General features: G+C 71.4%; 14 protein-coding genes and 1 pseudogene. 7 read left to right on the top strand and 8 right to left on the bottom strand.

All coding sequences use genetic code 11. From position 1 onward, the window contains the following. Positions 1-71: 71 nt before the first annotated feature. Together ACWCQK_RS36300 and ACWCQK_RS36295 are read right to left on the bottom strand one after the other, a co-directional pair. Positions 72-431 carry a nuclear transport factor 2 family protein gene (locus tag ACWCQK_RS36300; protein ID WP_451162539.1) on the bottom strand — a complete coding sequence of 120 codons (360 nt, stop codon included), beginning with the start codon at positions 429-431 and terminating at the stop codon, positions 72-74. 25 nt (positions 432-456) lie between these two features. After that, positions 457-1,242: an SDR family oxidoreductase gene (locus ACWCQK_RS36295; RefSeq protein ID WP_451162537.1), complete on the bottom strand. Its 786-nt coding sequence runs from the start codon at positions 1,240-1,242 to the stop codon at positions 457-459. Positions 1,243-1,341: 99 nt separating this feature from the next. Between ACWCQK_RS36295 and ACWCQK_RS36290 the strand changes: the two genes are divergently transcribed. Both ACWCQK_RS36290 and ACWCQK_RS36285 read left to right on the top strand, forming a co-directional pair. Beyond that, positions 1,342-1,860 (top strand): winged helix-turn-helix transcriptional regulator, encoded by a 519-nt coding sequence (locus ACWCQK_RS36290; RefSeq protein WP_451162535.1) that lies wholly within the window; start codon positions 1,342-1,344, stop codon positions 1,858-1,860. Positions 1,861-2,332: 472 nt separating this feature from the next. Continuing rightward, positions 2,333-2,500 carry a hypothetical protein gene (locus ACWCQK_RS36285; RefSeq protein ID WP_451162533.1) on the top strand — a complete coding sequence of 56 codons (168 nt, stop codon included), beginning with the start codon at positions 2,333-2,335 and terminating at the stop codon, positions 2,498-2,500. A 706-nt stretch (positions 2,501-3,206) separates the two neighbouring features. Here the strand turns inward: ACWCQK_RS36285 and ACWCQK_RS36280 are convergent. Both ACWCQK_RS36280 and ACWCQK_RS36275 read right to left on the bottom strand, forming a co-directional pair. Further along, positions 3,207-3,431, bottom strand: coding sequence for a hypothetical protein (locus tag ACWCQK_RS36280; RefSeq protein WP_451162531.1), 225 nt, complete (start codon positions 3,429-3,431; stop codon positions 3,207-3,209). Positions 3,432-3,716: 285 nt separating this feature from the next. Continuing rightward, complete coding sequence (locus ACWCQK_RS36275) at positions 3,717-4,394, bottom strand: TMEM175 family protein (RefSeq protein WP_451162529.1); 678 nt, start codon at positions 4,392-4,394, stop codon at positions 3,717-3,719. A 648-nt stretch (positions 4,395-5,042) separates the two neighbouring features. On the opposite strand from ACWCQK_RS36275, the gene ACWCQK_RS36270 reads away from it, so the two are divergent. After that, positions 5,043-6,005 carry a phosphotransferase gene (locus ACWCQK_RS36270; RefSeq protein WP_451162528.1) on the top strand — a complete coding sequence of 321 codons (963 nt, stop codon included), beginning with the start codon at positions 5,043-5,045 and terminating at the stop codon, positions 6,003-6,005. A gap of 43 nt (positions 6,006-6,048) precedes the next feature. Here ACWCQK_RS36270 and ACWCQK_RS36265 read toward each other — a convergent pair whose 3' ends face one another. The 3 genes and pseudogenes from ACWCQK_RS36265 to ACWCQK_RS36255 form a co-directional block, all read right to left on the bottom strand. After that, positions 6,049-6,528, bottom strand: coding sequence for a hypothetical protein (locus ACWCQK_RS36265; protein WP_451162526.1), 480 nt, complete (start codon positions 6,526-6,528; stop codon positions 6,049-6,051). Positions 6,529-7,204: 676 nt separating this feature from the next. Continuing rightward, positions 7,205-7,498 (bottom strand): hypothetical protein, encoded by a 294-nt coding sequence (locus ACWCQK_RS36260; RefSeq protein WP_451162524.1) that lies wholly within the window; start codon positions 7,496-7,498, stop codon positions 7,205-7,207. A 42-nt stretch (positions 7,499-7,540) separates the two neighbouring features. Then, positions 7,541-7,825 (bottom strand): annotated as a pseudogene (locus ACWCQK_RS36255) (transposase); the annotation flags it as partial. 369 nt (positions 7,826-8,194) lie between these two features. Here ACWCQK_RS36255 and ACWCQK_RS36250 point away from each other — a divergent pair. Then, entirely contained in the window at positions 8,195-8,362 is a 168-nt protein-coding gene (locus ACWCQK_RS36250) for a hypothetical protein (protein ID WP_451162522.1), read from the top strand. A 415-nt stretch (positions 8,363-8,777) separates the two neighbouring features. Here ACWCQK_RS36250 and ACWCQK_RS36245 read toward each other — a convergent pair whose 3' ends face one another. Continuing rightward, positions 8,778-8,915, bottom strand: a complete 138-nt coding sequence (locus tag ACWCQK_RS36245; RefSeq protein ID WP_451162520.1) for a hypothetical protein — start codon at positions 8,913-8,915, stop codon at positions 8,778-8,780. Positions 8,916-9,387: 472 nt separating this feature from the next. Here ACWCQK_RS36245 and ACWCQK_RS36240 point away from each other — a divergent pair, with 472 nt between their 5' ends. The 3 genes from ACWCQK_RS36240 (at position 9,388) to ACWCQK_RS36230 (ending at position 11,857) form a co-directional block, all read left to right on the top strand. Continuing rightward, the gene (locus ACWCQK_RS36240) at positions 9,388-9,981 is read left to right on the top strand and encodes an HD domain-containing protein (protein WP_451162575.1); all 594 of its coding nucleotides are present in this window, start codon (positions 9,388-9,390) and stop codon (positions 9,979-9,981) included. 217 nt (positions 9,982-10,198) lie between these two features. After that, on the top strand, positions 10,199-10,975 hold the full coding sequence (locus ACWCQK_RS36235; protein ID WP_451162518.1) for a hypothetical protein: 777 nt from the start codon (positions 10,199-10,201) through the stop codon (positions 10,973-10,975). 708 nt (positions 10,976-11,683) lie between these two features. Next, on the top strand, positions 11,684-11,857 hold the full coding sequence (locus ACWCQK_RS36230) for a hypothetical protein (protein WP_451162516.1): 174 nt from the start codon (positions 11,684-11,686) through the stop codon (positions 11,855-11,857). Positions 11,858-12,224 lie beyond the last annotated feature (367 nt).

The raw sequence follows: 12,224 nt of genomic DNA, 5'->3' as shown, positions 1-12,224 counted from the left end.
CGGGGACGGGGACGGGCGGAGTCTCGGTGGGGTCTTTCTCGTGGGCGGGAACAGGTGGTGTGGGTGCGGGTTCAGGGTTCGATGGTGAGGTGTTCGATGAGGTCGTCGCGCAGTGTGAACCGGTAGTGGAGATCGATGGTGGCGCCGGGGAAGTTGCCTTCGAGGTGGTGTGTGGCGATGTAGTGGGCCGTGTCGGTCTGCAGGGCGTTCGTGAGGTGGATGGTGTAGGTGAATTCGGTGGCGGATCGGTCCAGCCACCGCTCGATCGCGGCGCTTCCCCGGTAGGTGTTGCCGTCGTCGGTGACTGTGGCGTCGTCGGTGAACGTCGTGAGCGCGGTGGCGGTGTCGTGGACGCGGTGCGCGGTGAGGTAGCGGGTGATCACCTCGGGCAGGTCGTGCGGGGTGATGGTCCGGGGCTGGTTGTCGTGCATGACGCTCCTGATGGTGGTGGCGGGTTCAGACGGTGGGGGTGGTGCCGCCGTCGATGACGTGTTCGGCGCCGACGATGGCCGAGGCGCGGTCGCAGACGAGGAAGGCGACGAGCTCGGCGACCTCCTCGGGCCGGCTGGGGCGGCCCAGCGGGATGCCTCCCAGGGAGTCCATGAGCCGGCCCAGTGCCGCTTCCTGGCTGATGCCGGCGTCGTGGGCGATCCGGGTGACGAGGTGGTCGGCGGCCGTGGTCTGGACGAAGCCGGGCGAGACGGTGTTGACGCGGACGCCGTGCGGGGCGACCTGGCTGGCCAGGCCCTTGCTGTAGGTGGTCAGGGCTGCTTTGGCGGCGGCGTAGGCCAGGGTGGCGTTCCACAGCGGCAGGCGGCGCTGGATCGAGGTGACGTGCACGACCGTGCCCCTGCCCGCGGCGATCATGTGCGGGAGGAGTGCGCGGTCCAGGCGGACGGCGGCCAGTAGGTTCGTGTTCAGCTCCCTTGCCCAGTCGTCCTCGCCGAGCGCGGCGAATCCTCCTGCTGGTGCCTCGGAGCCGCCGAGGGTGTTGACCAGGATGTCGACGCCTCCCATGCGGGCGTCCACCTCGGAGGCGACGTGGGCGGCGCCCTGGGCGGTGGACAGGTCGGCGGTGATGAACGTCTTCTCCTCGACGTCGTCGGGGCGGCTGCGGGCAGTGACCAGCACGCTCGCGCCGGCCTCGGCGAGCCGCCGGGCGATCGCGGCTCCGGTGCCCTTGGTGCCGCCGGTGACCAGAGCGCGCCGGCCGTCGAGGGATTCGCTGATGGATGTGGTCACGTGGTGCTCCGTTCCCGGGCGCGGGCATACGAGGCGCCGCCCCCGCTTCTACTGCTAAAATAGAAGCTACTGACTTCGACATTAGCAGTAACTGAGGGGATGGTCGCCGTGGCGAGCCGCATCAGGCTGGAGGACCGGGAGTGCCCGCTGTCCACGACGGTGGAACACGTCGGCGAGTGGTGGACACTGCTGATCCTCCACGACGCCTTCGACGGCTACACCCGCTTCGACCAGTTCCAGGAGAGCCTGGGCATCTCCTCCAGCATGCTCACCACCCGGCTGAAGACCCTGGTCGCCGACGGCCTGCTGGAGCGCCGGCCCTACCGGACCAGCCCCGTGCGGCACGAGTACGTCCTGACCGAACTCGGGCGCTCCCTGCGCCCGGTGATCGTCGCCCTCGCCGCGTGGGGCAACTCCCGCCTCACGCCGACGGAGCGCAGCATGATCCTCGTCGACGCGCACACCGGCGAGGAAGTCGAGCCCGTCGTCGTCGACGCCAAAACCGGCCGCCGGCTCGACGACAGCGCCGCCTACGTCTTCACCGCAGGCCCCGCAGCCGGCGACGCCATGCGCACCCGCTACGCCGGTCAGCCGGCCGTTCCCGCGCAAGAGGCGTAAGCCCGCCCGGAAGAGCCTCGTACAGCCTTGGGCGGGGCCGCGAGCACGGGCCGCGCCTGACCGGCCTCGCGGCACCGGCTTGCCGCCGGCGTGATACCTGCCGGCCCTCCCCGGCCGTTGAGAACTGGATCAAGCCAGGCGAGGAGCGGCACCGGCCGTTTACAGGAATCTCCGTCACGGGCGGGTGGTGATGGTGTGGCGGGGGTCCGGGGCGCAGGAGGCGGCGCGGGCAGGCCGGCCGCACGGCCCGCCCGCGGCGGGTGCCGACGGAGCGGACGGCCGCCCGGGGCAGGGGTGTTATCGCTGTCGCGGGCCCTTGTTATCGCCGGGCGGGCGGAGCGTTATCACTGCCCGCGTCGGGCGAAGTAGATCCGATAACGGGCCGAAAGCGCCGGTCTTTAAGTTTTCTGTCAGACGCAAGGAAGCGCAGCTCAGAGGGATCTGAGCTCCTCACGGACAGGAAACGAAGACAATGACGAAGAACCTGGGTGTCGCGGTGAAGTCGGTCTCCCTCACGCTGGTTTCCGCCGCCGCGATCCTCTCGGTGGTCGTCCCGGCCACGGCGCAGGCTTCCTCCCACTCGGTGACCGCCGCCGACGGTGTGGTCGTCGTGACGCCGGACGACCGCGGCGGCTGGTAGAAGAAGAGAAGCGGTCTGAACAGGACCGCCGCCGGGCCCTGCACACGCATCCGGCGTACCCGCTCCCACCAGCACACCCGCTGCCCCCCGGGGCAGCCGCACCGACTCCGCCCGGTCCTTCCCGCAAGCAGCCGCACAGTTCACGACGCAGTGGCTACCGCCCCGTCGCGACGCGGCCCACGCTTCACCGGGCGTCCGAGAACTCACCCCCCCCCCGCAAAAAGGGCCCCCGTCAGGCCATTCCCTCCCCGACAGCGGCCGCCTGCCGCGCGGTCAACGCTCATCACGCCACTGCACTCCTTGCGGAAACACTCCCGCCCGGTGACGTACGCCCAGCTGACGGCGACGCTGGTTACGGCCGTGTCGAAGAGCAACTGGAGCAGGCAGAGGCCCAGTTCGGGGTCTCCTGTCCCGCACGGCGCGCACATGTCGACGACGGTGGACGCAAGGGTCCTGCCGCCGGCGGGGCCGGTGACGCTCAGCTGCTCACCGCAGCGGGCTGCCGCGTCCCGGCCGGCGGAGCTGATGCCCACCGCGGACTGCGCAACCGCTGTAGCGGCTACCGCAGGCCGATTCCCCGCCGGTGACATCGTTCTGCGTGGCCTGCCCCGTGTGCCTGGCGGGATCCGCTCGGGCTGATGCCGCCTGCCGGCGCCGCAGCGCGGGCGGTTCTGCCGCCTGCCGGCGCCGTGGCGAGGGCCGGCTACTACACCGTGCCGGTGGCGAACAGTTCCAGGCGCCCGCACTTGGGGCAGCGGAAGGCCTCTATCTGCCGGCGGGGCCGGCCCATCCGCTTGGCGCCCCCGAGGATGCCCCGCTCCAGCGCGCCCTCGATCCAGCGCGCGTAGCCGCGCGAGTTCTCGCCGGTGTCCTCGATGAAGCCCTCCACCAGACCGGTGGTGCCGCAGTGGGTGCATGTGTAGGTGTTCATCCGGTGAGTGTAGGAAACCGTGTTCGGCCAGGACGCAGGCGCGCGCACCAACTCCCGCCCAGTCCGGCCCAGTCCGGCCCAGTCCGGCCCAGTCCGGCCCAGTCCGGCCCGGTCCAGTCCAGTCCGGTCCAGCCCAGGCCGAAGCGGTGCAGGATTCCCGCCGGGCACCCGTCCGCTGTGATCCCTCGTGCGGCCGGGTGTGCGGGCCCGCTGTCCTGCTTCGCCGCACAGGCCGGGTGGCGTCGCCGGCCTGTGCGGTGCGCGAGCGCGTCACCGGTTCGTAGGTCAGCCGCGGTTCCTGTGGTGGTGACGTCGCCTCGGTCTGCCGATCTCGCCCGCGATGGGGAGCCAGTAGTAGGGGATGAACGCGAAGATCACGGCCACCCCGAGGACCGGCAGCAGCGCCCCGAGCAGGGTCGCCGCACCGAGCCAGACGAGTGCGAGGCGGAACCGGCGGGTGATGGCCCGCACCCCGGCGGCGCTGATCGTGGGCGTCAGCAGCCGCCGGTCACGACGGGCATGCCACCAGATGAGGTTGAACAACACGGGTGTGAACTCGAACGACAGGCCGTACAGGACGACCGCGGTGCGCTGTCCGTGTCCGTCGCGGAACGCGTCGGCCAGTACGGACGCGGTGAACGGCAGGAACGCAAGGTTCATCAGCAGCACGGTGTTGAGGAACAGCACCAGCCGGTCGGCGCTGCGGATGTGGTCGAACATGATGTGGTGGTTGGCCCACACCTGGCCGATCAGCATGAAGGTGATGGCGTAGGCCAGATAGGAAGGCCACAGGGCGGCGAGGCCGTGCAGCAGGTGGCGGGTGTCGTGCGGCGGGCGGATCTCCAGGACGAGCAGCGTCACGGCGATCGCGATGACGGCATCGCTGAACGCGACCACCCGGGCGGGATCACGTTCCTCACCGAACGGCACCGGCTGCTCTGGTTCCTGGGCAGGCTCTGTCATCGGCCCAGCCTCAAGCACCGGATGCCGCTTCGCGAGCAGCCGCGGGTGTGTACCGAGGCGTCGGCGCCGGTATCCAGCCTTCCGGGTGCGGCGCGGCGGCAGCACGCACCACGCACCGTGGGCGGCGACGCACCAGGCACGCGGGGCCCGCGGTACGGGGTGTGCCGGCCGCGCCGGACCGCGTGCCGCCCGGCCGCGGCGGGGGCCGGCCGCACCGCGCCGGTGGCGAACGGTCCCGGGCCCGCACGTGGGGCAGCGGAACGCCTCTGTCTGCCGGCGGGGCCGGCCCATGCGTTCGGCGCCGCCGAGGACGCCCCGCTCCAGCGCGCCCTCGGTCCACCGCGTCTACCCGCGCGAGTTCTCGCCGGCGTCCTCGATGAAGCCTTTTGCCGGACCGGCGGTGCCGCAGCAGGCGCACGCGCGGTCGTCACCTCCGTGAGTGCGGGAAACCGTGTTCGGCCGGGACGGACACGTGCGCACCGGCCCCCTCCCGGCCCGCCCCGGCCGGTCGGGCCGGGGCGGGGAGCCGCGCTGGAACCGCGGCCGGGCCGCCGGCCCGTTCGTCTGCGCGGCCGGGGCACGGTGACGGCGAAACGCCCCGGAGGCCGGGAGCCGCATGCGCCGGCCGCTTCGCTACGGTGACGTCGCATGACCGACACCGACACCGGCACCGGCACCGGCACCCGCACCGACACCGGCACCCGCACCGAGACCGGCACCGGCACCGAGATCGAGATCACTGCGGGCCTGGTCCGTGACCTGCTGCGGGAGCAGCATCCAGACCTTGCGGGGCTGGCCATCCGCGAGGTGGCGGGCGGATGGGGCAACCAGATGTGGCGCCTGGGGGACGAACTGGCCGTGCGGATGCAGCGCATGGACCCCACCCCGGAACTCCAGCTGAGGGAGCGGCGGTGGCTGCCCGTGCTGGCCCCGCGCCTGCCGCTGCCGGTGCCGGTCCCGGTGCGGTCCGGCGAACCGTCGAAGCGTTTTCCCAGACACTGGACCGTGATGACGTGGGTTCCCGGCGAGCCGCTGGACCACGGCGTGATCAGCCGCGGCGCCCACGCGGCCGACACACTGGCGGGGTTCCTGCGGGCGCTGCATCGGCCGGCGCCCGCCGAGGCGCCGGCCGCCATGGACCGCGGCGCGCATCCCCGGGACTGCGCGGACGGCTTCGAGGACTTCTTCCGGCTGGTCGCCCCCGACGACGTCGCGGCCGGTGTCCGGGCCGTCTGGGACGAGGCCGTTGCGGCCCGCCCGTGGCAGGGCCCGCCGGTGTGGGTGCACGGCGACCTCCACCCCGCGAACGTCGTCGTCTCGGACGGAACCCTCTGCGGCATCGTCGACTTCGGCGACCTGTCCGCCGGCGACCCGGCGTGGGACCTCGCCGCCGCCTGGGTGCTGCTGCCCGCGGGCAGCGCCGCACGGTTCTTCGACACCTACGCGCACGCGGACCGGGCGGCGATCCGGCGCGCCCGCGGGCTGGCCGCCTTGAAGAGCCTCTTCTTGATGCTCATGGGCCACAACGGGGACCGGGGCCTTCCCGGCGGCAAGCCGCACTGGGGACCCCTCGGCCGGGCAGCACTCGATCGTGTCCTGAAAGGCGTGTGACGCACACTCCCTCCTTGTGCCCCGGCTGCGGCGACCGGGGCGGTCAGGCGGCCGTCGGTCCCGGCACGCCGTGCCCGCCTGTTCGCGACGGCAGTACGGGGTTTCCCAGCAGCTGCGCCTGCTCGCTCTTGAGACGGGTGAACCTGCCGCGGGTGTCGTGCGCGAGTTCCCGGCCGGGGAACGGTATGAGCGGCAGATGCTCTGCATACTCGCCCTGGGCCCACCGCGCGGCAGTGATCTCGTAGCCCGAGACATGCGCGCCCAGCCGCAGCAGCGCCCGGGGCGTCTCTTCTTCGATGAGGAGGTCGGCCTTGGTGACCACCACGTCCCGCATGGCCTGGATGTCGGGGATGAAGACGGTGGTGGCCCAGGTGCGCCACTGCGCGAGCTCCTGCTCGGTGGGCGGCGTGTCGTGGCGGAGAGGGCCGCGGCCGTCGGGGCGGGCGTACGTCGCCGAAAAGGTGTCGTAGATCCGGCTGTCGGCTTCCAGCAGAGCGAACAGCGGCCCGTGGAAGCCGTTCAACTGCTGGCTGACACGGGTGAGCCGGCCTGCCGCTGCGCAAGACGCAGCCCGTTCAGATAGGTCGCCAAGTAGCCGGTGAACGCCGGCCCGACAGTCAAGATCACTGTAGCCATGACGGCCGGCGCTACGGGGCCGCACCGCAGCCGAGGACAGCGATGCGCAGGCGGGCGGCAGGCCGGCCGCCCCGGACACGCCCTGTGCCGTAAGGGCCCGCAGCCGCAAAGGCCCCTCCCGCCTTTCAGCCGGGTCAGGAGAACAGGGCCAGGGCGGCGGGAGCCGTATCTCCCCGTGCCGCGTGCCTTCCTGGAACCGTGTGAGGGGGACGTGCTGCACATCCTCCTGCACCGTCGGTCGGCGGCCGCCATCCGTCCCGTCCGGCCGGTTCCTGCAGACACGATCCGGCTGTCCTCGGCGCCGCCCGGCATCGGGCACGGGCCGCAGCACCGGCCCGGCGCCAGGAGTCCCGCGGCAGTGGCATGCGCCCGCCACCTCGTACAACCGTGCCGCGCCCCCGCACCCCCCTTGCCCTCTCCCTCGTGACGCCGCGCCGGCCGCCCAGGCCGGCATACGAACGCGGTCCCGGCCCCGACCACAATGCGGTGTAGACCGTGCCGGGGGGTGCAGCCATCTCTTTGGCCAAGCTGTTGGGGTGCCCCCGGTGGCGGCGGAGCGTGCGTCAGCCATCCGCCGCTGTGTCGACGCCCGCGTATTCGTAGATCCAGCCCGCAGAGGTGTCGGGGGCTCGAACTGCCAGGTAAGTGTGTTTGGCGGCGGGGTTCCAGGGTCCTGGTGTTCGACCGGGGCGACCTCGGAAGCCTGCGGGTGGCAGTCCTGACTGGTCGAGCTCGACGATTTTGGTCCGTCCGTTGAAGGGGCCGCTGGCGATCTTGATGCCGACGGTGTTGTTGACGGTTTCGCCCGCGAGCCAGCGACGGATGAGTGCCAAGTGCTCGGAATTCTCGTCCCTCATGGCCGTAGCCGACCATGGGCTTGGGCGGAGGGCAAGCAGGTCTCAAGTCGCTCGGATGGGTTGGGGTTCGTAGAGGGTTCCGTCCCGGAGCATCGCGAAGAGGACGTCGGCCCGGCGTCTGGTGAGGCAGGGCAGGGCCTGGGTGTGATGCTTGCCCCGGGCGATCTTCTTGTCGTAGTAGGCGCGGGAGGCAGGGTCGCCCAGGGCGGCGAACGCGGAGAGGAAGAATGCGCGTTTGAGCTGCTTGTTTCCCCGTCTGGAGGGCTGTTCGCCGCGGATTGATGAGCCCGAACTCCGGGTGGCAGGGGCGAGACCGGCATAGGCGGCCGGCGGTCGGCGGTCGGGAAGGTGCTGCCGTCGCCGACCTCGAGCAGGATGCGGGCCACGAAGAAGGTAACGGGGGGCTGCTAGGCGGGGTCCGGGGCACAGGAGCAGACGACGCAAGGCCGCCGGGAATGGTCCTCGCGCGTAGGACGGCCGCTGTGCGTCCGTGGTGCGCCTGCGGGGGAGAGGGGGGCGGACGGCCCCCAAGACAGGGGGCTGTCATCGCCTGCCGGGTGGGGTGTTATCGCCGCCTCCGCCAGGCGAAGCAGATCCGATAACGGGCCGAAAAGGCCGGTCTTTAAGTTTTCTGTCAGACGCAAGGAAGCGCAGCTCAGAGGGATCTGAGCTCCTCACGGACAGGAAACGAAGACAATGACGAAGAACCTGGGTGTCGCGGTGAAGTCGGTCTCCCTCGCGCTGGTTTCCGCCGCGGCGGTCCTCTCTGTGGTCGTCCCGGTCACGGCGCAGGTCTCCTCCCACTCGGTGACCGCCGCCGACGGTGTGGTCGTCGTGACGCCCGACGACCGCGGCGGCTGGTAGAAGCAAGCGGCGCGCCGCCGAAGGCCGCCACCGGCCGGCCCCGCACCCGCCGCCACCAGTCATCAGCCCCGGCAGACCTGCTGCCATCAGCACATCCGCTGTCCTCAGGGCAGCCGCACCCACTCCACCCGGTCCTCCCGCGAGCAGCCGCACCGTCCGCGACGCAGTGACTGCCCCCTGCTCGCGACTCGGCCCGCGCGTCACCGGGTGTCCGAGAACCCGCACCCCGTAAATGAAGGCCCCGTTCGAGCTGTTCGGGCCGTCCCTTCCCTGTCCGCCGGCATCTGCCGGGCGGTCAAAGCTCAGCACGCCACTGCACCACCGCTGCAACTCGCCGGCCGGTGAGGTACGTCCAGCTGACGGGGACGGTGGTCTCGGACGTGTTGAACAGGCTCCGGAACAGGCCGGGGGTCAGTTAGAGGTCACCCGCCGCGCAGTGCTCGCACACGTCGACGACGGCCGCCACAAGGCTCCCGCCGCCGGCAGGGTCGGTGCGGTTCATCTGCTCACCGCAGTGGGCTGCCGCGTCGCGGCCGGCGGAGCTGATGCTCACGGCGAAGTGCCCGCTGTTGTAACGGCCGCCGCAGGCCACTTCCCCGTGGGTGAAATCGTTCTGCGTGGCCTGCCCCGTGGGCCCGGCGGGATCCGCTTGGGCTGAAGCCGCAGGCAGCAGCGCGGCGCCGGCGGCATCAGGAACGCGGCTGCGGCGAAAGTGATGATCTTGGTGGGCATGTGGCTCTCCCGGCAAGGGAAACTGCCGTGAGTGATCCCTTCAGTGCTGTGTGCGGCCGGTCATCGGCAGGCGGGATTCGGACGGGTGAGCCCGGTGCAGGCCGCCGGTGCACCCCGAGACGGCCTCGAGCACTCACAGGTCACCCACTTTTGTGCGGCCCGTGGCCTCGGCCCCGCCAGGACGTGGCAGGTGCCTCCCGGACCGCCGGGGAAACCCTGCTGTGCGACGCCGGCACAGCCATCGCCTGACGGGCGTGAAAGCGGGCCGCGGTCAGTACCCTGACGCGGTGATGATGAGGGACACCGCCTTGTCGAGGGCGATCGGCTGCACCGTCGATCCGCCCCTGCGCGCGCTGCCGGGCAGCGTCGCGGAGCTTCTGGTCGAGCTGGGCAGTCCGCCGCGGCTGGCAGCCCACCTGCGAGCCGTCCACGACGTCGCCCACCAGCTGGCCGACTGGATGCAGGAGCACTGCCCGGCCCTGCACTTCGACCGCGACGCGGTGCTGTTCGGGGCCGCGACCCACGACATCGGAAAGACCGTGCACACCGGCGAGCTCTCCGGGCCCGGAGCGGCGCACGAGCAGGCCGGACAGGCCCTTCTGCTCGGCCGTGGCGTCAGCCCGGCACTCGCCCGCTTCGCCGCGACACACGCGTCCTGGACACAGCCGCAGATCGGTGTGGAGGACCTCCTGGTGAGCCTCGCCGACAAGATCTGGAAGAACCAGCGCGTGCCCGGCCTGGAGGATCTGGTCGTCGCCCGGCAGGCCGAAGCCGGCGGCCGGGCCGTGTGGGAGGAGTTCCTCGCCCTCGACGACGTCCTCTCCCGCATCGGCGACGGCGCCGGCGAACGCCTCGCGTTCCAGGCGTCGTTCCCCCTCCACGGCTGACCCCAGAGGACAGCCCGCACCCTCACAGGTCCAGGAAGAGCGGCCCCGGCTGTGCCGGTTGCGGGTCACCTGACGGACACGGAAGCAGGCCGCGGTCAGTACCCTGACGCGGTGTTGGGGACACCGCCTTGCCGAGGGCCGTCAGTTGCACCGGCGGCCCGCCCCCAGCCAGGCGTCGGGCCGTCGGCCCGAGGTCCTCCAGTAGGCTGCGGTGGCCGTGGACACGCACACCGAACCCGAGCAGAGCCGGCACCACGCGGACGCTGCCGGTCCGCCGGTCCGGCAGCTCTTCCGCAACGTCATCGCCGACCGTCTGCCAGGCCCCAGACCGTCCCAGGCCGCGATGCTGTTCGACGCCGAGACCGACCCCTACTGGGACGAGCGCGGCTTCCTCGGCGACTTCTACAACGAGATCCTCCACCAGGACACCTGCCAGCCCGCCACCGCTGACGGCCTCGCCCTGGTCGCCGCACTCGCAGTCGACGACCGCATTCCCGCCCGGCACCGGTTCCAGGCCGTCGACCTGCTGTTCAGGGCTGCCACGGTCTGCGAACGCCATCTCGCCGAAAGCTGGCCGGCCACCCCGCAGCACGCCGATCCCGACAGCGAGGCCCGGGCGCGCAGCGCCGTCCACGCTCACGTCCCCGATCTGCTGGCACGCTGGCCGGCCGAATGCCCCGCGGTTCGCCTCGCCCTCGCCGGACTCGCCGTGGTCTTCCCGACGGACCGCACCCTGCCCGCCTTGACGCCGCGCCTGCGGACCTTCACGCACCGGCACACCCAGGGCACCGACATCGGCGATTACGTGCGGTTCGTCCTCGTCCTGGCCGCCCAGGACGACGACCGGATCCTCACGGTGACAGAGAAGCTCACCGACGCCTACTGGACGGGAACATCGCGCGCGGTGCCGACACGGCCACGAGCCCTCCACCTCCTCGGCCAGATGCTGACCAAGGTCGGAGCCGGACTCACGCAGTCGCGTGCCGGGCAGTGACGCGACGCCCCACAGTCAGGACGGGCGGGACAGCGTGCGCCGCAGGCGCTGCCACTTCACAGGAACCTCCACGGGCCTCAAGATCCGCAATCGCTGTTCAAACCGACGGACGAACGCTGCCCCTGGAAGTGCACGAAGCCAGACACCAGTGGACCGGCGCAGGGCATGTACCGGGGCGGTGTCCTGGTGGAGCCCGGGCAGGGCGAACACCCCAGGCAGCCCCGGCGGCACGGCCACACGCCGGCCCTCCCGCCTTGGCCGCGGCTTTCCGATCCCGCCGCGGCCCGCGAGCCCGCAGCGGCGCAGACCGGGCGGGGGCACACCGGCAGCAGCTGCTGCCGGCATGCGGCGTCGTACGGCCCTGACGGCGACGGGACGGCGATGCGATGCCGAGCGGGCGGTGACTGCGCAGCGGGGCCCGGGGCACCAGAGGGGACGCCGCCGGCCGGCCCGTCCCTCGCCCGCAGTGCGCGCGCAGTGCGGGCGCGCTGTGCGTGCGGGGGAGGGGGCGGACGGCGCCTGGGGAGCGGGTGTTGTCGCTGTCGCAGGCCTTCGTTATCGCCGTGGCGGGGGTTCGTTATCGCTGTCTCCGTCAGGCGAAGTAGATCCGATAACGGGCTGAAAAGGCCGGTCTTTAAGTTTTCTGTCAGACGCAAGGAAGCGCAGCTCAGAGGGATCTGGGCTCCTCACGGACAGGAAACGAAGACAATGACGAAGAACCTGGGTTCCGTAGTGAAGTCGGTCTCTCTCGCGCTGGTTTCCGCGGCGGCGGTCGTCTCGGTGGTCGTTCCGGTGACGGCGCAGGTTTCCTCGCACTCGGTGACCGCCGCCGACGACGGTGTGGTCGTCGTGGTGACGCCGGACGACCGCGGCGGCTGGTAGAAAGAAAAAGAAAAGGTTTATAGAAGAAAGCCTGCGCCCGGTCCGTGGCACGTATCCGGTGCACCCGCTCCCACCAGCACACCTGCTCCTGCCAGTGCACCTGCTTCCCCCAGTGCACCTGCTCCTGGCAGTGCGCCTGCTGCCTTGGGGGTGGCCGTACCGGCTCCGCCCGGTCCTTCCCGTGAGCGGCCGTAAAGTCCGCGGTGCAGTGAATGCCTGCACTTCGCGGCCCGGCCCGTGCTTCACCGGGTGTCGGAGAACTCAAACCCCCCGCAGATATAGGACTTCCGTCACGCTGTCGCCTTCCCGGGCGGCGGGCTCCTGGCGGGTGGTCAATGCTCATCACGCCAGTACACAGCCGCTGGAA

This window comes from Streptomyces sp. NPDC002306 (genome assembly GCF_053593435.1).
This window is presented reverse-complemented; position numbering and strand designations above follow the sequence as displayed.